This is a genomic window from Terribium retamae (genome assembly GCF_022347545.1).
In the GTDB taxonomy this organism is placed as follows: Bacteria; Pseudomonadota; Alphaproteobacteria; order Rhizobiales; family Rhizobiaceae; genus Mesorhizobium; species Mesorhizobium retamae.
This window is the reverse complement of record NZ_JAKREW010000015.1, coordinates 26821-47065: the sequence shown is the minus strand read 5'-3', so window position 1 is coordinate 47065 and position 20245 is coordinate 26821. Positions and strand designations below refer to the sequence as shown.

Sequence of the window (20245 nt, the reverse complement as noted above, 5' to 3'; positions counted from 1 at the left end):
CGACATTTTCGGAACCCGGCTTGCCGGACACCGGGAATGCTCCAGCAACGCGAAAGGAAATACCATGAGCCACGATACTTACGAGCTCAAGGCCGAATCGCGCGAACAGGTCGGTAAGGGGTCCGCCCGTGCAGTTCGCCGCGAAGGCAAAGTGCCTGCAGTCATTTACGGCGACAAGCAGCCCCCACTGGCTATCGCCCTGTCCTACAAGGACGTTTTCTACAAGATCCATGGCGGTGGCTTCCTGACCACGGTCGCCACGATCGATGTCGACGGCAAGAAGATCCAGGTCCTGCCGAAGGACTACCAGCTTGACCCGGTCAAGGACTTCCCGCTGCATGTCGACTTCCTGCGCATCGGCAAGAACACCGAAGTCAACGTCAACGTTCCGGTCCACTTCCTCAACGAAGAGAAGTCGCCCGGCATCAAGCGCGGTGGCGTACTCAACATCGTCCGTCACGAGGTAGAGTTCCACTGCCCGGCCAACGCGATCCCGGAATTCATCGAGATCGATCTTACCGGCGCTGAGATCGGCGATTCCATCCACATTTCGGCGGTCAAGCTGCCGGCTGGCGTGAAGCCGGTCATTTCTGACCGCGACTTCACCATCGCTACCATCGCTGGTTCGGCCGCGATGAAGCCGGAGACCGAGGAAGCGGAAGCTGCCCCGGCCGCCGAGGAAGCTGAAGAAGAGAAGTAATTTTCGCTGCCCGGGAGGGCCGCAGCCATGCTTTTGTTTGCTGGTCTCGGCAATCCGGGTACGAAATACGCCAACAACCGGCACAATGTCGGTTTCATGGCGGCGGACGTTATCGCCCGCCGCCATTCCTTTTCGCCCTGGTCGAGGAAATTCCAGGCCGAGATCGCCGAAGGCAGGATCGGTGGCGAAAAAGTTCTGCTCATGAAGCCGCAGACCTTTATGAACCTCTCTGGCCAGGCCGTCGGTGAAGCGTTGCGCTTCTACAAGCTCGACGCCGCGTCAGTGACCGTCTTCTACGATGAGATCGAACTGCCCGCCGGCAAGGTACGGGTCAAGATCGGTGGCGGCTCCGCCGGCCACAATGGCATCCGCTCGCTCGACCAGCACATCGGCAACAACTACCGCCGCGTGCGCATCGGTGTCGGCCATCCAGGCGCCAAGGAAATGGTGCATGGTCATGTGCTGGGTGACTTCTCCAAAACCGATCAGGAATGGCTGGACGTGCTGCTCGACAGCATCGCTGACAGCGCGGATCTGATTGCCAAGGGCGACGACAATTCCTTTATGAACCGGGTGACGCTGGCCCTGCGCGACAAGCTGCAGCCGACCGGTCCGGACGACACCCCGCCGGCCAAGGCCCCGAAACAGTCAGCACCACCGAAGGCGCAGAGCCATATCCGCCAGGCAAGGCCGCAGCAGCCGGCCGTCAAGGTTCCTGAAAACGGGCCGATGGCCGCCATGCTGAAGAAGCTGCTCGGCAACAAGGATTGAGCGTTTGAGAGGCTGACTGCCTCGGCGGCCCACGAAGCTGCAATCGCCCTTGCAGTACCGAAAGACTTGACGATCCAAGGCCCTTTCCCCCATAGCCCTGAACAAATTTCGAACTCCCGATAGGACCACATCATCATGGGTTTCAAATGCGGCATCGTTGGGCTGCCCAACGTCGGCAAGTCTACGCTGTTCAACGCACTGACGCGCACCGCGGCAGCCCAGGCGGCCAACTATCCTTTCTGCACGATCGAGCCGAACACCGGTGAGGTGGCGGTGCCGGATCCGCGCCTGAAGAAAATCGCCGAAGTTGCCAAGTCGAAAGAGATCATCCCGACCCGTATCTCCTTCGTCGACATCGCCGGCCTGGTGCGCGGCGCTTCGAAGGGCGAAGGTCTCGGCAATCAATTCCTCGCCAACATCCGCGAGGTCGACGCCATCGTGCATGTGCTGCGCTGCTTCGAGGATGACGACATCACCCATGTCGAAGGCCGCATCAATCCGGTGGCTGATGCCGACACGGTCGAGACCGAGCTAATGCTGTCGGACCTCGAAAGCCTGGAACGCCGAATCGTCAACGTGCGTAAGCGCGCGCAGGCCAAGGACAAGGAATCGATGACCGTCCTGCCGGTGATGGAGCAGGCCCTTGCTTTGCTGCAGGACGGCAGACCCTGCCGTGTCATGCTCAAGGGAATCGCTGCGGAAGACTTGAAGATCCTGCAAGATCTCAATCTGCTCACCGCCCATCCGGTTCTCTATGTCTGCAACGTCGCTGAAGCGGAAGCGGCGACTGGCAACGAGCACACCAAGGCGGTCGAGGCAATGGCGGCCTCCCAGGGCGCTTCAACCGTCATCATCTCGGCAGCCATCGAGGCAGAGGTCGCCCAACTGCCCGACGGTGAGCAGAAGGAGTTCCTGGAGGCGATGGGCCTCCACGAGCCGGGCCTCGATCGGCTGATCCGCGCCGGCTACGAGCTTTTGCACCTGATTACATACTTCACCGCAGGCCCCAAGGAGACACGCGCCTGGACGATCGAGCGCGGCACCAAGGCACCGGGTGCCGCTGGCGTCATTCACACCGATTTCGAGCGCGGCTTCATCCGCGCCCAGACGATCGCCTATGACGACTTCGTTACACTCGGCGGCGAAGTGGCGGCCAAGGAAGCCGGCAAGGCGCGCGACGAAGGCAAGGAATATGTCGTGCAGGACGGCGATGTGATGCTGTTCAAATTCAACACCTGACGTCACGCTTGTGAACGCACGCACCCTGCTCGACACCGACCTGCCACCGACCATCCGCGGCATGGTCGATGGTTATGCATGGGATCGCGACACGCTCGGCCAATCACACGCGGGCGTGTTCAAGCTGGAAGCAGGGGACCGGCCCGGCCTGTTTCTGAAGACCGACGAAGCCAATGCCTTCGCCGAACTGCCCGCCGAGGTGGAACGCCTGCACTGGCTGGGACATCAAGGCATTGCCTGCCCGAGAGTTCTGGCTTTCGAGGTCCATGGCGGCCGCAACTGGCTGCTGATGAGCGCCGTGGCCGGCAAGGATCTCGTCTCCGCCGGCCCGCTGCCCCCCGAAAAAACAATCATCATCATGGCAGAGGCGCTGCGCATCCTGCACGCACTGGATATCCGCTCCTGCCCATTCGATCACCGGTTGGAGCATCGCATCCCCGACGCGATGGCGCGTATGGATGCCGGACTTGTCGACGAAGAGGATTTCGACGACGAACGCCTGGGTCAGACGGCGCAGGATGTCTACTCCGATATCATTGCCCTGCGTCCGAAAAGCGAGGACCTTGTCGTCACGCATGGCGATGCCTGTCTGCCGAATTTCATGGTCGACGGTCATCGCTTCTCCGGCTTCATCGACTGCAGCCGCCTTGGCGTGGCCGATCGTTGCCAGGATCTGGCCCTTTCCTGCTGGAGCATTCGCCACAATCTCGGCGAAGAGTGGATCGCGCCGTTCCTGGCTCTCTACGGCAAGCCGGACGCTGATCCGGCGAAACTTGCCTACTATCGGTTGCTCGACGAGTTTTTCTGATCGAGCGCTGCGGCCGCACAACACATTCCCGGCATCGCCGAGCTAGCTGCTCTTTTGCGGCTTGACGCGGCCCATGCCCAGGTCTATCGCGCCCTTGCGCCGGCAGGATTTCTCCCCTCGGCGCCGTCATGAGCCTGTGCCCTTGGGCCTTCATATCGTTTCCAGCATGGGAGACCACGCGATGATCAAAGCCTTCGTCGTGGACAATGACCGTCTGCGCCTCGCCGACGACCTCGAGCAGAACCGTGATGCGATTGTCTGGGTCGATCTGCTCAACCCTACCAAGGAAGAAGAAGCCTTGGTTGAGACCGTGTTCGGCATAGCCGTGCCGACACGTGAGGAAATGGAGGAGATCGAGATTTCCAGCCGTCTCTATGTCGAGGACGGTGGATATTTCATGACCGCCAACCTGCCCTCGCAGACGGAGGGCGAGAAGCCCGAAATGTCGCCGGTCACCTTCGTTCTGGCGTCAAAGCGGCTCGTCACCGTGCGCTATCACGAACCGCGCGCGTTCAAGACCTTCCCGTTGCGCGCGGAGAAGGTGGCGACCGGCTGCACGAGCGCGGACACGATCCTGATCGGCTTGCTGGAAGCCATCGTCGATCGCCTGGCCGATATCCTGGAGAAGGCCGGCCGCGACATCGAGGCGATCTCTCGCGATATCTTCGAGGCGACCGCCACCAACGCCTCGCGCCGCAACCGCGACTTCCAGGAACTCCTGAAAAGCATCGGCCGCAAGGAGGATCTCGCCTCCAGCGTCCGCGACAGCCTGACCTCGCTGCAGCGGGTGGCGGGGTTCCTTACGCATGCCGCAACGCAGACCAAGATGGGCAAGGATGCCCGCGCACGCATCAAGACCTTGTCGCGAGACGTGCTGTCGCTCGCTGATCACGCCACTTTCCTGTCGCAGAAGATCAGCTTTCTGTTGGATGCCACGCTCGGCATGATTTCGATCGAGCAGAACGCGATCATCAAGATCTTCTCGGTCGCCGCCGTCATCTTCCTGCCGCCGACGCTCGTTGCATCGATCTACGGCATGAATTTCGACATCATGCCGGAATTGAAATGGGAAATCGGCTATCCCTTCGCGATCGGTCTGATGATCATCTCGGCAATCTTGCCCTATCTCTATTTCCGTCGGCGCGGATGGCTTTGACGGTTGGCACCTGCAGATGCCATCCACAGCCTCCAAAGCGCTGAACCAAGCGCTGCGTAGCCTTGCGGGAAGGCGTCGCCGCGGTCACAATAATCGTACAAGCTTGAACGAGGTTGCGCGATGACCGGGAAGAAATGGGCCTATGAGGACTTCGAGGAAGGCGCCGTCCTCGATCTCGGCACCAAGAAGGTGGCTGCAGCGGAAATCGTCGAGTTCGCCTCCGAATTCGACTTCCAGCCTATGCATCTCGATGAGGAAGCCGGCAAGGCAGGGCTTCTCGGAGGTCTTTCTGCGTCCGGTTGGCATACCTGCTGCATGTTCATGCGTATGCTGTGCGATGCTTTCCTGCTGGAATCGACCTCGCAAGGCGCACCGGGCGTCGACCAGGTCAAATGGAAAAAGCCGGTTCTGGCCGGCGACACGTTGACGGGGCGCACCAAGATCCTTGCCAAGCGTCTTTCCAAGTCGAAGCCGAGGCTTGGTTTCGTCACAATGCGGGCCGAGTTGTTCAACCAGCGTGGCGAGGCAGTGTTCGAACTGGAAAACACCGGCATGTTCCTGACGCGCGCGGGAGGCGAAGCATGACGCTCGACGAATATTTCGGCATTGGTGCGACTGTCACGCTCGGCTCGCACCTGTTCGAGCCGGAAGAGATCAAGGCATTTGCCCGAAAATACGACCCGCAGATCTTCCATGTCGACGAGGAGGCAGCCAGGACGAGCCTGCTCGGCGGCCTGTGCGCTTCCGGCTGGCACACCGCGTCGACCTGGATGAAATACAATCTCAAGACCCCGAAGCGACCCGGCCTCGTCTGGGCCGGCCCTGGTCCCGAACCGGAGTTTGGCCCCTCGCCCGGCTTCCGTAATCTCAAATGGCTCAAGCCGGTGTTTGCCGGTGAGACGGTCACTTTCACCCGCACCGGCCTTGCTCACCGTCCACTCGCCTCGCGACCCGGCTGGCGGCTGCTCACCATCCTGTGCGAGGCTTTCGACTCCACCGGCGACAAGGTGATCGAGTTTGAAAGCTCGGTGCTGGTCAAGGCGGAATAATCTTTTTAAAGCAGCACACCGTCATCGCATCCTGACACCAAGGTGGCAGGACGACTACGCTATTGGACACCCCTGACAAGACGAGGTTCGCCATGGCGGCGCACCCGTTTTCGGGGGGAATCCGGCCAATGGATATGAGCGCCTTGTGGCTCTATTTCGTTCTGCTTGTCGGCATCATTATCGTACCCGGCATGGATATGCTGTTCGTGCTTGCCAATGCGCTCACGGGCGGACGGCAGGCAGGCGCAGTGGCAACCTCCGGCATCATGATCGGAGGCATATTCCATACCATCTTCGGCACGGCCTTCGTAACCGGCCTGTCCACGCTGCTTCCTATGGTGGCGCCGGCCATGATGGTGGCAGGGTCGCTTTACATGATGTGGATCGGCTTCACGCTTTCCCGCAGCGCCATCGAAGTCGACGCCGTAGACGCAGCGACAGCACGTCCTCTCGGCACGATCCTGGCGCAAGGCATCCTCACCTGCGTGCTCAATCCCAAGGCCTGGCTGTTCGTGCTCGCCGTCTACCCCCAATTCATGAAACCGAGCTACGGCCCGATCTGGCTGCAGGCGCTGATCATGGGTATCATGACCATCACCGTGCAGATGGTCGTCTATGGTGGTTTGGCGCTAGCCGCCTTGCGCGGTCGTGACGCACTGACCGCAAATCATGCGGCAACCGTTTGGATCGGTCGAGGCGCCGGCCTGCTCCTGATGGCCGTCGCTTGCCTCACGCTGTTCAGGGCAATGAAGGGGATGTGAGATCCTCGCAGATTCCGCCTGCTATCCCTCAATGCCCGTCGAAAGCAATCAAGGTACGCACCGGCACGTTGAGGGCTTCGAGCTTCTTGCGCCCGCCGAGATCGGGCAGGTCGATGATGAAACAAGCAGCCACGATATCGGCTCCGATCTGGCGCAGCAGCTTCACGGCTGCTTCTGCCGTGCCACCCGTGGCGATGAGGTCGTCTACCAGGATCACCTTTTCGCCCGGGGCCACGCCATCCTTATGCATCTCCATCTCGTCCAGCCCATATTCCAGGCTATAGGCGACGCGCACCGTTTCATGCGGCAGCTTGCCCTTCTTGCGGATTGGCACGAAACCCGCCGAAAGCTGATGCGCTATGGCACCGCCCAGGATGAAGCCGCGTGCCTCGATGCCGGCGATCTTGCCGACCTTCTCTCCGGCATAGGGATGAACCAGTTCATCGATGGCGCGACGGAAGGCGCGCGCATTGCCAAGCAATGTGGTGATATCCCGAAACAGGATGCCGGGCTTTGGATAATCCGGAATGGTGCGGATAGCGGAAAGCAGCGTTTCTTCGATCGACGGTGTCATCAAGAATCCAATCCTTATTCCCCCCATCGATAGAGCAATTCCAGCAAAAGTGTGTAGCGGTTTTGCACGCGGAATTGCGTAAATAAAGTTGGAGCATCCCGCGTTCCATGAAGGTGGAACCGCCTGGCTGCTGCAGCGGGCAAGGAAAAGCCGGAAGCCGCTCACTTTCGGCTTCCGGCCATTTGTTGCGAAAGAGCTAGGCAGGCAGCGTATCGGTCTCCACGGCCTGCTCATCGTCCGGCGCAGGTGCCGCCTTGAGCAGGACTGCGATGACCCCCGCGGCGATCATGAAGGCGCCGACCACCCAGAGACCCGCCTTCGGATTGCCCGTCAGATCGGTGAGCCAGCCAGTGACATACGGTCCGACGAAACCGGCCAGATTGCCGAGCGAGTTGATGAGGGCAATACCGCCTGCCGCGGCGGCTCCCGTCAGGAACCGGGTCGGCAGCGCCCAGAAGGTCGGCAGTGCCGAGCAGATGCCCATGGCGCATATCGTGACCGCAATCATCGTGGTGAAGGGTGACTGCATGTAGAGCGCGACGGGAATGGCAAGCCCTCCCACGATCGCCGGGATCGCCACATGCCAAACACGCTCGCCGGTGCTGTCGCCGTGGCGTGCCCATAGGTACATGGCAATCGCACCAAAAGCATAAGGAATCGCGACGATGAAGCCTTGCTCGAGGATCGAATACTCGGTGTTGAAGGCCTGTTTGAAGCCGGCGATGATCGTCGGCAGGAAGAAGCCGACGGCATAGAGCCCGTAGACGATGCCGAAATAGACGAAGGCCAATGCCAGGATGCGCGGCTGGGTCAACGCCTTGCTCAATGGATAATGATAGCGCTGGCTGGTCTGGAGCTGTTCGGTGTCCATCTCGTGCTGCAGCCAGTTGCGCTCGTCCGGGGTCAGCCAGGTCGCATCTTGCGGCTTGTCTGTCAGATAGAACCAGCAAAGCACCCCGATCAGGATCGCCGGAAGGCCTTCGACCAGGAACATGAAGCGCCAGCCTTCCATCCCGAACAGCAGGCCGTGGCCGGCCGAGATCAGCCAGGCCGACAGCGGTGAACCGATCACGGACGACACCGGTATAGCGATCATGAACAGCGCGACTGCACGCGCACGCTCACGCTTCGGGAACCAGAAGGTGAGGTAGAGGATGATCCCGGGGAAGAATCCCGCCTCGGCGATGCCGAGCAGGAAACGCAGGCCGTACATCGACATCGCATTGGGCACGAATGCCATCAGCGACGCAACGATGCCCCAGCTTACCATAATGCGCGCGATCCAGCGCCGTGCACCGACCTTATGCAGGATGAGGTTGCTGGGAACCTCGAGCAGCAGATAGCCGATGAAGAAGATGCCCGAGGCCAGTCCGAAGGCGGCCTTGTCGAAACCCAGCGCATCATTCATGCCATGGGGCGCGGCAAAGCCGATATTGGTGCGATCGAGATAGTTGATGAAATAGAGCAGCCCTAGAAACGGCATAAGCCGCCAGGCAACTTTACGAATGACGCGCTGGCGCGTGCCGGGGTCAGCGGCAATCGAGTGAGATGGACCAGCCAAGGCTTCCTCCCTGAATCGACGCTCCCCGCGCGGCAACGTAACCATGCAGCAGGGTTAACGTCCATCGCAGGATGTCAGGTCGGATCGGCCATGCACGGCTGTGTATAGGGCCAAAACAAAAAGGCGCCCGAAGGCGCCGTCTTGTTCTTTATGTCGCGAGGTTTAGTGCGCGATATTCGACCAGACCTTGCGCTTGGTCAGATACATCAGCACCGAGAACAGAAGCAGGAAAACGATGACGCGGAAGCCGGTCTTCTTGCGGTCTTCCAGATGTGGTTCCGCAGCCCACATCAGGAAGGCGGAGACGTCTTCGGAATACTGCTCGACCGTCTGCGGCGCACCATCATCATAGGTGACCTGGTCTGCCGAAATCGGCTTCGGCATCTTCAACGACACGCCCGCATTGAAGTACGGGTTGTAGTGCGTGCCTTCCGGAATGGTCATGCCGGCCGGCGGCTGCTCGTCATAGCCCGTCAGCAGAGAATGGATATAGTCCGGGCCATTCTCGGCATACTGCGTGAAGATATCGATGATGAACTGCGGGAAGCCGCGTTCGACGCCGCGCGCCTTGGCAAGCAGCGACATATCCGGCGGAACCGCCCCCCCGTTGGCTGCCGCCGCCGCCTGATCATTGGGATACGGCGAGGGGAAATGATCCGAAGCAATTCCAGGCCGCTCGAACATCTCGCCTGCGTCGTTCGGGCCATCCTGCACGGTATAGCCGGCAGCGAAGGCCTTAACCTGCGCTTCCGAATAACCCAGGTCGGACAGCGTGCGGAAGGCTACCAGCTTCATGGAATGACAGGCCGAGCAGACTTCCTTGTAGACCTTCAGGCCGCGCTGCAACTGAGCCTTGTCGTAGGTGCCGAACGGCCCTGCGAAAGACCAGCTCATCTCCTTCGGCTTGTGGATCGGGAAATGAGTCGGGTTGGCTTCGTGCGAAGCCTCGCCTGCCTTGCCGGCTTCTTCGGCATAGGCGGCCGCGCCGATGAACAGCGCGGAGACCGCAGCCAGCGAAATGAGAATCTTCTTCATACCAATATCCCCTGGATTCTCTTTTCGCTCAGCCCTTGGTTTCCGGCGATGCCGTCGCCCCGGCAGGATGCCCGCTGCCACCCTTGTTCTTCTCCAGCACCGCTTCGGTGATGGAGTTGGGCAGGCGGCGCGGCGTCTCGATGAGGCCGAGCACCGGCAGGATGACCAGGAAGAAGGCGAAGTAGAACAGCGTTGCCATCTGCGCCATCAGCACATAGGCGCCTTCTGCTGGACGCGAACCGAGCCAGCCGAGCAGGATGGCGTTGGCCACGAAAAGCCAGAAAAACAGCTTGTACCAGGGACGGTAGACCGCCGAACGCACCTTCGAAGTGTCGAGCCAAGGAACCAGGAACAGCATGGCAATCGCGCCGAACATGGCCAGCACGCCACCGAGCTTGGAGTCGATCGGTCCGATGTTGAAGGTAATGGCGCGCAGGATCGCGTAGAACGGCAGGAAGTACCATTCCGGAACGATATGGGCCGGAGTCTTCAGCGGATCGGCAACGATGTAGTTGTCCGGATGGCCGAGATAGTTCGGGATGTAGAAGATGAAGTAGGCGAAGAACAGCAGGAACACCACCATGCCGAGCGCATCCTTGATGGTCGCATAGGGTGTGAAGGCGACGGTGTCGGTCTTCGACTTGACCTCGATCCCGGTCGGGTTGCTCTGACCGACGACATGCAGGGCCCAGACGTGAAGCACAACGACACCGGCAATCATGAACGGCAGCAGATAGTGCAGCGCGAAGAAGCGGTTCAGTGTCGGATTGTCGACCGCAAAGCCGCCGAGCAGCAGTTCCTGGATCCAGTTGCCCACCACCGGAATGGCTGTGAAGAAGCCGGTGATGACGGTGGCGCCCCAGAAGGACATCTGGCCCCATGGCAGCACGTAACCCATGAACCCGGTTGCCATCATCAAGAGGTAGATGATGCAACCCAGAATCCACAGCAATTCGCGCGGCGCCTTGTAGGAGCCGTAATAGAGGCCGCGGAAGATGTGCAGGTAAACTGCAATGAAGAAGAACGACGCACCGTTGGAGTGCATATAGCGCAGCAGCCAACCCTGGTTGACGTCGCGCATGATCTTCTCGACCGAGCCAAAGGCGAGGCTGGTGTCTGAAACATAGTGCATTGCCAGGACGATGCCGGTGAGGATCTGCGACACCAGCATGATCGAAAGGATGCCACCAAACGTCCACATGTAGTTCAGGTTGCGCGGCACCGGGTAGGCAATGAAGGAATCATAGACGAGCCGCGGCAGCGGCATGCGTGCGTCGAACCAGCGTCCGATGCCGGTCTTTGGCGTGTAGGTCGAGTGTCCCTCGCTCATGGAAATGTCCCCCTGCCTCAGCCGATGCGGATCTTGGTATCGGAGATAAATGAGAAGACCGGAACAGCCATGTTTTCAGGCGCCGGACCTTTGCGGATTCGGCCGGAGGTGTCGTAGACCGAACCATGGCACGGGCAGAACCAGCCGTTGTACTCGCCCTGCTGGCCGAGCGGAATGCAGCCAAGATGGGTGCAGACGCCCACCATCACCAGCCAGTTCTCCTTGCCCTTGCCGGCGGAGCGGTCAAGGTCGGTCGCCTGGGCGTCCGACGCGAGATTGGCATTGCGGGCGAGCGGATCCTTCAGCTCCTCCAGCTTGACTTCCTGCGCGGCCTTCACCTCTTCCGGCGTGCGGTTACGGATGAAGACCGGCTTGCCGCGCCATTTCACCGTCAGCGACATGCCGGGCTGCAGCGAGGCGACGTCCACCTCGACCGAAGCCAACGCGCGCGTGGAGGCGTCCGGCTGCATCTGGTCGATGAACGGCCAGGCAACGGAAGCCGCGCCGACCACACCGGCCATGCCGGTGGCTATATAGAGAAAATCACGGCGATTGGGATCGTGGGTTTCGTCAGTTGCGCTCACGGGTGCCTGGTCCTTTCGCCTCTTCCGTACCGAAAGGCGAGCCCCCTGTCCCGCTTGAGCATCCCCGCTCAATTCGCACCGGCCCGACAGCGCATGGCAACAGGCTAGCGAATTCCTCCGGCATTTGGATTTCGGTTTATGCGTGCAGCCCGTTTTTGTCCAGTCGGGTGAAGCCTACAGGGCAGATTGTCGCGGGGACAAATGCCGCGCCGCAAAATGATGTTGTTCGAACAGTCACTTTGATGACCAAGAGAGCGTACCACGCGCACCGCGCCCCGTGGTACCAAGCCAAGCGATCGGATGGTTCGCGCCGGCGTTCGAGGCATCCTGCTGGTTATGTCGCCCCCAGCCTGACAAGCACTTCGCGCGGTATCTGCAGGTCGCGGATCACCGCGTCGTGGCGGCGAAAACCGCACAATTCGCGCTGGATGAACCAGGCATAGACGAGGCCGGCCGTTTCCTTGAGCAGTTTGGCCCTGCCCTCCTTATCGCCGTCATAGGTCTTGAGCCGCAGAAGCGCTTTTTCGGCGCGGTCGCCCGCCCGGCCAAGCGCAGCCGCCTTTTCCGCAAGCACCTCATGACCCAACGCATCGAACATCGCCTCGGCGAGCGAACCGCCGGAAGCACCAGAATAACCGGAAGGAGGCCTGAGCGTCATTCAATCCCGCCTTTCGCAAATAAAGACAGTTTGGCTGCGATCATAACTCACTCCGCCGCGTTTGCCTCTTCCAGTGAGTCGTCGCCGCTGAACAGGAAACCACCGGACTGCCGTTTCCACAGCCGCGCATAGAGGCCGTCGGCTGCCACCAATTCCTCGTGTGTTCCTTCCTCGACGATTCGGCCCTTGTCCATGACCACCAACCGGTCGAGTGCAGCGATGGTGGAAAGCCGGTGCGCGATGGCGATGACGGTCTTTCCTTCCATCAACTGGTAGAGATTCTCCTGGATCGCCGCTTCGACTTCCGAATCGAGTGCCGAGGTGGCTTCGTCGAGGATGAGGATGGGAGCATCCTTCAGCATCATGCGAGCGATCGCCACGCGCTGCCGCTGCCCGCCGGAAAGCTTGACACCACGTTCACCGACCTGCGCCTCATAACCCTTGCGGCCGCGGGGATCCTCGACATGGACGATGAAATCGTGCGCAGCGGCCCGCTTGGCCGCGTCGACAATCTGTGCATCCGAAGCACCCTCGCGACCATAGCCGATATTGTCGCGGATCGACCGGTGCATCAGCATCGCTTCCTGGCTGACCACGCCGAACTGGGCGCGCAGCGAGGCCTGTGTCAGCTCGCGGACATCACGGCCGTCGATCAGGATGCGCCCCTTTTCGACATCGAACAGCCTGAGCATCAGATTGACGATCGTCGTCTTGCCGGCTCCCGAAGGACCGACGATGGCGACACGCTCGCCTGCCCGGATATGCAGGTTCAAATTGTCGATGACCCCGCCTTCCTTGCCATAGTGGAAGGAGACGTTCTCGAAACGGATGTCGCCGCTGGCGCGCGGCATCACCGCCGCATCTTCGGCATCGCGGATTGCAGGGGTCACCGAGATCGTGCGCGTGGCGTCCTGCACGGTAGCGTAATTGCGCACCAGCCCGTTGATGTTGAACATCATCCAACCCGACATCTGGTTGAGCCGGAAGACCAGGCCGAGTGCCGCGGCGATCGCCCCGGTCGAGATATGGCCCGATGTCCAGTTCAAGACGGCGATGATGGCAATCAGGCTCATCATGATGCCGTTGAGGATGGCAACCGAGGACCGCACTGTGGTGATCGCCCGCGTCAATCGCACGACAGCGGTCAGGAAACCCTCAAGGCCATCGCGGATATAAGCGTGCTCGCGCTTGCCGCTGTCGAACAGCTTGACCGCCACGATGTTGGTGAAGGCGTCCACCAGCCGTCCGTTGAAGACCGAGCGCTGGTCGGCAGTCTCGCGCCCGGCGCGCCGCATCTCAGGCAGCAGGAACCAGACGATGGCAGCATAGCCAGCGAACCACAACGCCACGACGACGCCCATCAAAGGGTCCAGCGACATCAGGATCGTGATCGCCAGGATCAGGAAGGTCAGGAACGACCACATCGTCTGCAGAACGTTGATGATGAAATCACCGACGGCCTCCCCGCCCTGCATGATCTTGGTAGCGATGCGACCGGCGAAATCGTTCTGATAGAAACCGTAGGGCTGTTGGATTACGCGCCGGAATGCCTGCCAGCGCACCATCGAATAGAAGCCTGGAACAATAACCTGCTGTTCGACCACCGCCGATGCGATCAGGATGACGGCGCGAACAACCAGAATCAGCAGCAACAGACCGATCAGCGCCGGCCAGTGGTCGGCAAACAGCGTGGCTGGCGAGGACCTGTCGAGCAGGTCGATCAACCAGCCGACCGACCAGTACATCGCGGCGTCCACGGCACCAGCGAGGCCACCGGTGATCAGCAGCAGCAGGAAAGCGCCCTTGGCCTGGTTGGCGAAATAGAGAATGAACCGCCATGCATCCGACGGCAGCACCTCTCGATCCGTATCGCTGAACGGGTCGATGGCGCCTTCGACGGAACGCCAGATGCGGTCACGGAAACCTCCGCTGGTCACGTATCGGCGTCCTCACTGCTGGCTTCAGGAATCTGAATCAAGGCATCAATTGCCACGTGCATCCTTTTGTTCCGATTCACGTCTTCGCGATAGCTTCGAAAGCTGCGCGAACGCGGTTCTTGGCCGACGACAGCCGTCGCTGTTCGCGTACGGCCGCTATCCCATGTCATTGCTCCACCGCCTCTTCGGTCACCTTCAGGTCGGCGGCAGCGTCTATCCCGAGGTCGTCGTGCAACTGGAAGCCCCCGGATTGGCGCTGCCAAAGCTGAGCGTACAGCCCGCCTTTGGCGACCAGTTCGTCATGCGAGCCCTCCTCGATGATGCGGCCACGGTCCATCACCACCAGCCGGTCCATCGCCGCAATGGTCGAGAGCCGATGGGCGATGGCGATCACCGTCTTGCCTTCCATCAGGCGATAGAGGTTCTCCTGGATGGCTGCCTCGACCTCCGAATCCAGCGCCGAGGTCGCTTCGTCGAGGATCAGAATCGGAGCGTCCTTCAGCATCACCCGCGCGATGGCGATGCGCTGGCGCTGTCCGCCGGAGAGCTTGACGCCTCGCTCGCCGACATGGGCGTCGAAGCCGGTTCGCCCCTCGCGATCCACAAGGCCGGCGACGACATCGGCCACCTGGGCCGCTTCCACCACCCGCGAGATGTCGGCATCCGTGGCTTCCTGGCGCCCATATTTCAGATTTTCGCGAACCGAGCGATGCAGCAGCGACGTGTCCTGACTGACGAATCCGATCGCGGCACGCACACTTTCCTGCGTCACGTCGCGCACATCCTGCCCGTCAATCAGGACGCGGCCGTCTTGAACGTCGTAGAGACGCAGCAGGAGGTTCACCAGCGTCGACTTGCCTGCACCCGACCGGCCGATGACCCCTACCCTCTCGCCTGGCGCGATCTTCAGCGACAGGTTTTCGATGAGGCCGCCTTTTCCGTCCTTGCGCCCATAGTTGAAGTTGACGCGATCGAGCTCGATCGCGCCCTTGGTCACCCGCAGCGTCTCGGCTCCGGGCTTGTCGAGCATCCTGATCGGCTTGGCAACGGTGGTCATCGAGTTGCCGGCCGTGCCGATCTGCCGGAAGATATTTCCGCCGGCATCCAGGATCCGGTAGGAGATACCCGCGATCTGCAGCGCAAAAGGGATGGCCGTGGCCACCGCCGCTGCACTCATTCCGCCCACGCTCCAGCGCGCCAGTGCCAACCAGCTGATGGCCACCAGCAGGCTGGCATTCATGAAGAACAAGGCCGACCACATGCCGGTGAATACGCGCATCAGCCGGTAAAAGGTTTCGGCGTGCCTGACCACGGCTTGTGAAACATATCTGTCCTCATGTTCGCCGGTCGAAAACGTCTTCAGCGTCAGGATGTTGGTGTAGCTGTCGACAATGCGGCCGCTCATCACCGACCACTCCTCGGAAAGGTCGGTCGAACGCCGTGCGATAAGCGGCATGCAATATCTGAGCAGCAGGCCATAGAGCACCAGCCAGACTGCGATCGCTGCGACCAGCGTGACGTCGAACCGCGCCAGCACGGTGATGGCGACCACGACGAACACCATGGCGTACCAGACGGTATCGATGGTCAGGTTGACGGCGATCTCGATGGAATCGCCGCCTTGCATGACCTTGGTTCCGATCCGGCCGGCGAAATCGTTCTGGAAGAACGTCCAATCCTGCCTGGTAACATGCCAATGGCTCTGCCACCGGATGAGATCGATGAAGTTCGCCGCAATTGCATGGTTCCGCACGAGCGCGTCGAGAACGATGGTGAGCGGCCGCAGGAAGACGACGCAGGCCATGACGACCAGCGTCGTCCCCTGCTCAATAAAGAAGCTGCGCGGATCTGAACTCGCCAGCATGCCGACGATGACGCCGACGAAGATCGGCAGCATGGCGTCCACGACGGCGCCCGCCGCAACGAACAGCATGCGCATGGCGAAACCAGCGCGGAACTGCATGATGAAATAGCGGAAAAAGTTCCAAAGCCCCATCGGCGGCTGGCGATCTTCGGCCAGCGCGACAGGAGAATAGCGGGTCTCAAACCAGTCGAAGACTTTGGCGAACATCTTCTTCACTCATGCGGGTGCCTCGAGTCCGGCGGCCGGCCCCGATAGCTACGTTATAGAGTCGTTCTTCGAGCCGAACCTCGCCCAGCCCGCCCTTTTCAGGCAGCCCACGGCACCATCCGCCCCAACCGGAGCGGATGGTTTGAGGCGAAACCTATTCGGCGGCCTCTTCGGTCACCTCGAGCTTCATCTTGGCAGCCGGCTCGTGCCCAGGGTCGTCATGCAGCAGGAAACCACCCGACTGGCGCTGCCAAAGCTGGGCATAGAGCCCGCCCTTGGCAACCAGCTCGTCATGCGAACCTTCCTCGATGATGCGGCCCTGGTCCATCACCACCAGCCGGTCCATCGCTGCAATGGTCGACAGACGATGCGCGATGGCGATCACGGTCTTGCCCTGCATCAGCTTGTACAGGTTCTGCTGGATCGCCGCCTCGACTTCCGAATCCAGCGCCGAGGTGGCCTCGTCAAGAATGAGGATCGGCGCGTCCTTCAGCATGACACGGGCAATCGCGATGCGTTGGCGTTGCCCGCCGGACAGCTTCACGCCGCGTTCGCCGACATGCGCATCGAGGCCCTTGCGACCCTTCGCATCCGAGAGCCCGCCGATGAAGCCGAGTGCTTCGGCGCGCCTTGCCGCTTCCAGAACCGCCTCCTCGCCGGCGTCGGGACGGCCATAGAGGATGTTGTCGCGCACCGAACGATGCAGCAATGACGTATCCTGCGTAACCATGCCGATATGGGCGCGCAGCGAATCCTGCGTGACGTCGGCAATGTTGTCGCCATCGATCAGGATTCGTCCGCCTTCCAGGTCGTAGAAGCGCAGCAGCAGGTTGACGAGTGTCGACTTGCCGGCCCCCGAACGGCCGACAATGCCGACCTTCTCGCCCGGCTTCACCGTCAGGGACAGATTCTCGATGACGCCCTTCTGCTTGCCGTAGTGGAAGCGAATGTCGTCGAAGCGGATTTCGCCCTTGCTCGCCTTAAGATCGGGAGCACCCGGCTTGTCTTCGACCAGACGGGGCATCGAGATGGAACTGATGCCGTCCTGCACCGTGCCAATGTTCTCGAACAGGCCCGACACTTCCCACATGATCCACTGCGACATGCCGTAGAGGCGCAGCACGAGGCCGACCACCACCGCGACAGCGCCCACCGTCACGATCTCGTGCAGCCAGAAGCCGATCGCCAGCCCACCGACGGCAAGCAGCAGCGCCGAATTCAGCAGATACACCACGATGTAAAATTTGCTGATCAGCCGCCCCTGCGCATAGGCGGTATCGAGGAATTCGGTCATGCCTTCGCGGGCATAATCCGACTCGCGCCGCCCGTGCGAGAACAGCTTGACCGTCTGGATGTTGGTGTAGCTGTCGACGATACGGCCGGTCATGACCGAGCGCGCGTCAGCCTGGGCTTCCGATACTTTGCCGAGGCGCGGAACGAAATAGCGCAAGGCGACGAGATAACCGCCCAGCCAAACCACGATCGGCGCAGCAAGGCGCCAGTCGGCCGAACCGACGATGAACAGCATGCCGAGGAAATAGACCACGACATAGTTCAGCACCTCGGCGAACTTCAGCACCGTCTCACGCACGGCAAGCGCCGTCTGCATCAGCTTGGTGGCGATGCGGCCGGCAAACTCGTCCTGATAGAAGGCCATCGACTGCTTGAGCAGGTAGCGATGCACCTGCCAGCGGATGCGCATTGGATAGTTGCCGAACAGCGTCTGGTAGGTGTTGAAGGACGAAAGCGTCACCGCCGCCGGCAGAAGGATGGCGATCACAAGTGCCATGCCCGCCAGTTTCCACCATTCGGTCTGCAGGAACGTTTCCCGGTTCTGGGCCGACAGCCAGTCGACGATGTGGCCGAGGAAGCCGAACATCCAGACTTCGAGGAAGGCGATCAAGGCCATCAGCACGGTGGCCAGCAACACGAAGGGCCATGCGGGCTTGGTGAAATACCAGCAGAAGGCCCACAGCGTCTTCGGCGGCTCGACCGGTTCCTCGGCCGGGAACGGATTCAGTCTCTTTTCAAACCAGCGAAACATGGTTTCGTACTCTAATTAAGAATGGTGATGCGTGCAGCCTCAGGCTGCACGCGGCAGGATCATGGTCTCGCGATCGACTGCGGTTCGCAGCATGGCCCGACCGAGGCCTCGGGCGCCACCGATATGGGCATCCGAATGCTCTACGCCGACTCCGCCGCGTTCGCCCTCCTGACCAGCCGTGGCAGGAGCCTCCGTCTTTACCAGGCGAGGTCGCAGCAGCCTGATGAACCGGCGCACCAGCGACGGCCGGCCGGGAGCCGGAACGGCGCGCGAGAAGTCGACATCCGGCAGCATGCCGCGATGCGGCCTGTGACGGATTTCGGCATGGACCGCCGACGAGCGGGTTTCGCCGACCAGCAACGCCCAGGTTGCCAGCTTGCGGTCGTGCAGGCTGCGGGAGCCCGGTATCTTAAAGGGATCGAACATGGGCCCGTCCTCCATTGAAAAAACAGGTCGAATGATGGATTGCGCTCCCCGGCGAAATGCGGACCGGGAGCGTTAAACGGCTGAAACTGGTTAGACTCTGACGGGACCGAAGGTCCCTTGGACAGACGAGAAAACATCGCAGGATTCCCTTGGTGGCCGGAAAGAAGATCCAGCTGGAATCGGTGCGATTGGGCCTAAAAGATTAGGAGAAATGTCGAACCGAGCCAGCCGTCGGGCACACGCCCCACGCCAGAAGGCGTGCATTACGCATGGTCATCATTTCCATGAACGCCTCCGTCGGCTCGTGTTGACAATGCCGGCCTGATACACGCATTCGCAAAAAATGGCCAGATGCCAGTCAAGGAATCGCCGAAACCATGGAGTGCCTGTGGCCGATCTGCCACGCATAAAGCGGGCTCCGCAAAAGCGTTCCACCGTTTTGCGATCGGATCCCGCGACAAAACTTGAGAAGGCCCGGAAATGAAGCACGGTCTGCGCATCGCCCTCTATCAGCCGGACATCGCCGGCAATACCGGGACAATCCTCCGCTTCGCCGCCTGCATGGGGCTTGGCGTCGACATTATCGAACCTGCCGGCTTCGACCTTTCCGACCGCAATCTCAGGCGTGCCGGCATGGACTATCTCGAAATGGCGGCGCTGACCCGCCATGTCGACTGGGCGAGCTTCGAGAACTGGCGGGGAAGCGAGGTACGCAGGCTTGTGCTGCTGTCGACCAAGGCAGCGGTCCCCTACACCGACTTCGTTTTCGACAGGAACGATGTCCTGTTGTTTGGCCGCGAATCGGCTGGCGTGCCGGAAACCGTTCACGACGCTGTCGATGCCCGACTGCTCATCCCGATGCAGGCTGGCGCACGCAGCCTCAATGTTGCGCTTTCGGTGGCGATGGTCGCGGGCGAAGCCTTGCGGCAGCTCGGCTAACGCGTCGGCAATCGCCCTCCCCGTTCGCACCGGCGCGGTGATTGCTGACCATCGTTTCAGTTCGCCACGGTTGTGGGGCGATCCTGTTCCAAGGACGCTCTGTGCGAGAGCCCAACCCGTTCCACACATCTTGTCCGCCTTCGTTCGTTTCGAAGGCTTTCTTTCTAAAAGTTCAAGTTAACTTTAAGTCAAGTCGGGTTACTGAACAGTACAATGCACTGGCCGGAAGGCTGCTTGATTTTCGACCGACTATGTCGCCGTGGCTCAGTCGGCGGCCGGCAGCCGGCGAATGGTGAACTCGATCACGTCGCCAGGGCGTTCGAACCAGCTTTCGATGCTGGTCCAATAGGCCTGTTTCGGCCAGCGTTCGAACCATTCCTTCGCTTTCAGCCTGGCGTCGGTGCGCGGCAGGACAAAGGTCTCGCGCAGGAAGCCATCGCGCGGCGTTGCCTCGGCGCGGGCGCGATCCAGCCTCTTTTTGAGGCCATCTAGCGGTGGTCTTGATGGAGTACGCATGAAAGAACTCCTTGACCCAACTCCACAAGAGATTAGGGATCGCGCCCGAAAAAGACGAGTCATTTGTCGGGCAACCATGCTCGCGA

At 60.9% G+C, this 20245-nt stretch carries 20 protein-coding genes; 9 read left to right on the top strand and 11 right to left on the bottom strand.

All coding sequences use genetic code 11. The features are described from left to right. The first annotated feature begins 64 nt into the window (after positions 1 to 64). From L4923_RS16120 to L4923_RS16085, 8 genes are all read left to right on the top strand, one after another. A complete protein-coding gene (locus L4923_RS16120) occupies positions 65 to 700 on the top strand; it encodes a 50S ribosomal protein L25/general stress protein Ctc (RefSeq protein WP_239366843.1) in 636 nt (211 codons plus the stop codon). Between the two features lie 27 nt (positions 701 to 727). Further along, complete coding sequence (gene pth / locus L4923_RS16115) at positions 728 to 1471, top strand: aminoacyl-tRNA hydrolase (RefSeq protein WP_239366840.1); 744 nt, start codon at positions 728 to 730, stop codon at positions 1469 to 1471. Positions 1472 to 1606: 135 nt separating this feature from the next. Then, on the top strand, positions 1607 to 2710 hold the full coding sequence (ychF, locus tag L4923_RS16110) for a redox-regulated ATPase YchF (protein ID WP_239366837.1): 1104 nt from the start codon (positions 1607 to 1609) through the stop codon (positions 2708 to 2710). A gap of 10 nt (positions 2711 to 2720) precedes the next feature. Then, a complete protein-coding gene (locus tag L4923_RS16105) occupies positions 2721 to 3518 on the top strand; it encodes an APH(3')-II family aminoglycoside O-phosphotransferase (RefSeq protein WP_343303415.1) in 798 nt (265 codons plus the stop codon). A gap of 181 nt (positions 3519 to 3699) precedes the next feature. Then, positions 3700 to 4674: a magnesium/cobalt transporter CorA gene (corA, locus tag L4923_RS16100; RefSeq protein ID WP_239366834.1), complete on the top strand. Its 975-nt coding sequence runs from the start codon at positions 3700 to 3702 to the stop codon at positions 4672 to 4674. A gap of 120 nt (positions 4675 to 4794) precedes the next feature. Beyond that, positions 4795 to 5259, top strand: a complete 465-nt coding sequence (locus L4923_RS16095) for a MaoC family dehydratase (protein WP_239366832.1) — start codon at positions 4795 to 4797, stop codon at positions 5257 to 5259. Next, complete coding sequence (locus L4923_RS16090) at positions 5256 to 5723, top strand: MaoC family dehydratase (protein WP_239366830.1); 468 nt, start codon at positions 5256 to 5258, stop codon at positions 5721 to 5723. The genes L4923_RS16095 and L4923_RS16090 overlap by 4 nt, the downstream gene beginning before the upstream one ends. Before the next feature lie 128 nt (positions 5724 to 5851). Further along, the gene (locus L4923_RS16085; RefSeq protein WP_343303412.1) at positions 5852 to 6484 is read left to right on the top strand and encodes a LysE family translocator; all 633 of its coding nucleotides are present in this window, start codon (positions 5852 to 5854) and stop codon (positions 6482 to 6484) included. A gap of 28 nt (positions 6485 to 6512) precedes the next feature. Here the strand turns inward: L4923_RS16085 and L4923_RS16080 are convergent, their stop codons facing one another. From L4923_RS16080 to L4923_RS16035, 10 genes are all read right to left on the bottom strand, one after another. Then, positions 6513 to 7058 carry an adenine phosphoribosyltransferase gene (locus tag L4923_RS16080; RefSeq protein WP_239366828.1) on the bottom strand — a complete coding sequence of 182 codons (546 nt, stop codon included), beginning with the start codon at positions 7056 to 7058 and terminating at the stop codon, positions 6513 to 6515. A 196-nt stretch (positions 7059 to 7254) separates the two neighbouring features. Then, the gene (locus L4923_RS16075) at positions 7255 to 8619 is read right to left on the bottom strand and encodes an MFS transporter (protein WP_239366826.1); all 1365 of its coding nucleotides are present in this window, start codon (positions 8617 to 8619) and stop codon (positions 7255 to 7257) included. A 162-nt stretch (positions 8620 to 8781) separates the two neighbouring features. After that, complete coding sequence (locus L4923_RS16070; RefSeq protein WP_239366824.1) at positions 8782 to 9654, bottom strand: cytochrome c1; 873 nt, start codon at positions 9652 to 9654, stop codon at positions 8782 to 8784. 28 nt (positions 9655 to 9682) lie between these two features. After that, positions 9683 to 10984, bottom strand: coding sequence for a cytochrome b (locus L4923_RS16065; RefSeq protein ID WP_239366822.1), 1302 nt, complete (start codon positions 10982 to 10984; stop codon positions 9683 to 9685). A 17-nt stretch (positions 10985 to 11001) separates the two neighbouring features. Next, positions 11002 to 11568: a ubiquinol-cytochrome c reductase iron-sulfur subunit gene (petA, locus tag L4923_RS16060; RefSeq protein WP_343303409.1), complete on the bottom strand. Its 567-nt coding sequence runs from the start codon at positions 11566 to 11568 to the stop codon at positions 11002 to 11004. Positions 11569 to 11902: 334 nt separating this feature from the next. Then, a complete protein-coding gene (locus L4923_RS16055) occupies positions 11903 to 12226 on the bottom strand; it encodes a DUF6665 family protein (RefSeq protein WP_239366820.1) in 324 nt (107 codons plus the stop codon). A gap of 47 nt (positions 12227 to 12273) precedes the next feature. Beyond that, a complete protein-coding gene (locus L4923_RS16050) occupies positions 12274 to 14163 on the bottom strand; it encodes an ABC transporter ATP-binding protein (RefSeq protein ID WP_239366819.1) in 1890 nt (629 codons plus the stop codon). Between the two features lie 166 nt (positions 14164 to 14329). After that, entirely contained in the window at positions 14330 to 16234 is a 1905-nt protein-coding gene (locus tag L4923_RS16045) for an ABC transporter ATP-binding protein (protein ID WP_239366817.1), read from the bottom strand. Between the two features lie 154 nt (positions 16235 to 16388). Further along, positions 16389 to 18278 (bottom strand): ABC transporter ATP-binding protein, encoded by a 1890-nt coding sequence (locus L4923_RS16040; RefSeq protein ID WP_239366814.1) that lies wholly within the window; start codon positions 18276 to 18278, stop codon positions 16389 to 16391. A gap of 39 nt (positions 18279 to 18317) precedes the next feature. Continuing rightward, entirely contained in the window at positions 18318 to 18704 is a 387-nt protein-coding gene (locus L4923_RS16035; RefSeq protein ID WP_239366811.1) for a hypothetical protein, read from the bottom strand. Positions 18705 to 19184: 480 nt separating this feature from the next. On the opposite strand from L4923_RS16035, the gene L4923_RS16030 reads away from it, so the two are divergent. Beyond that, positions 19185 to 19643: a tRNA (cytidine(34)-2'-O)-methyltransferase gene (locus L4923_RS16030; RefSeq protein WP_239366808.1), complete on the top strand. Its 459-nt coding sequence runs from the start codon at positions 19185 to 19187 to the stop codon at positions 19641 to 19643. A 264-nt stretch (positions 19644 to 19907) separates the two neighbouring features. Here L4923_RS16030 and L4923_RS16025 read toward each other — a convergent pair whose 3' ends face one another. Then, complete coding sequence (locus tag L4923_RS16025) at positions 19908 to 20159, bottom strand: hypothetical protein (protein WP_129413806.1); 252 nt, start codon at positions 20157 to 20159, stop codon at positions 19908 to 19910. Between the last annotated feature and the right edge of the window lie 86 nt (positions 20160 to 20245).

What these genes read in the sequence shown, in the direction of transcription:
- L4923_RS16025 (WP_129413806.1), bottom strand. Translation starts at nt 20,159, where the DNA reads ATGCGTACTCCATCAAGACCACCGCTAGATGGCCTCAAAAAGAGGCTG.
- ychF (WP_239366837.1), top strand. Translation starts at nt 1,607, where the DNA reads ATGGGTTTCAAATGCGGCATCGTTGGGCTGCCCAACGTCGGCAAGTCT.
- L4923_RS16070 (WP_239366824.1), bottom strand. Translation starts at nt 9,654, where the DNA reads ATGAAGAAGATTCTCATTTCGCTGGCTGCGGTCTCCGCGCTGTTCATC.
- L4923_RS16045 (WP_239366817.1), bottom strand. Translation starts at nt 16,234, where the DNA reads ATGTTCGCCAAAGTCTTCGACTGGTTTGAGACCCGCTATTCTCCTGTC.
- L4923_RS16040 (WP_239366814.1), bottom strand. Translation starts at nt 18,278, where the DNA reads ATGTTTCGCTGGTTTGAAAAGAGACTGAATCCGTTCCCGGCCGAGGAA.
- L4923_RS16080 (WP_239366828.1), bottom strand. Translation starts at nt 7,058, where the DNA reads ATGACACCGTCGATCGAAGAAACGCTGCTTTCCGCTATCCGCACCATT.
- L4923_RS16095 (WP_239366832.1), top strand. Translation starts at nt 4,795, where the DNA reads ATGACCGGGAAGAAATGGGCCTATGAGGACTTCGAGGAAGGCGCCGTC.
- L4923_RS16055 (WP_239366820.1), bottom strand. Translation starts at nt 12,226, where the DNA reads ATGACGCTCAGGCCTCCTTCCGGTTATTCTGGTGCTTCCGGCGGTTCG.
- L4923_RS16085 (WP_343303412.1), top strand. Translation starts at nt 5,852, where the DNA reads ATGGATATGAGCGCCTTGTGGCTCTATTTCGTTCTGCTTGTCGGCATC.
- corA (WP_239366834.1), top strand. Translation starts at nt 3,700, where the DNA reads ATGATCAAAGCCTTCGTCGTGGACAATGACCGTCTGCGCCTCGCCGAC.
- L4923_RS16065 (WP_239366822.1), bottom strand. Translation starts at nt 10,984, where the DNA reads ATGAGCGAGGGACACTCGACCTACACGCCAAAGACCGGCATCGGACGC.
- L4923_RS16120 (WP_239366843.1), top strand. Translation starts at nt 65, where the DNA reads ATGAGCCACGATACTTACGAGCTCAAGGCCGAATCGCGCGAACAGGTC.
- pth (WP_239366840.1), top strand. Translation starts at nt 728, where the DNA reads ATGCTTTTGTTTGCTGGTCTCGGCAATCCGGGTACGAAATACGCCAAC.
- L4923_RS16030 (WP_239366808.1), top strand. Translation starts at nt 19,185, where the DNA reads ATGAAGCACGGTCTGCGCATCGCCCTCTATCAGCCGGACATCGCCGGC.
- L4923_RS16090 (WP_239366830.1), top strand. Translation starts at nt 5,256, where the DNA reads ATGACGCTCGACGAATATTTCGGCATTGGTGCGACTGTCACGCTCGGC.
- L4923_RS16035 (WP_239366811.1), bottom strand. Translation starts at nt 18,704, where the DNA reads ATGTTCGATCCCTTTAAGATACCGGGCTCCCGCAGCCTGCACGACCGC.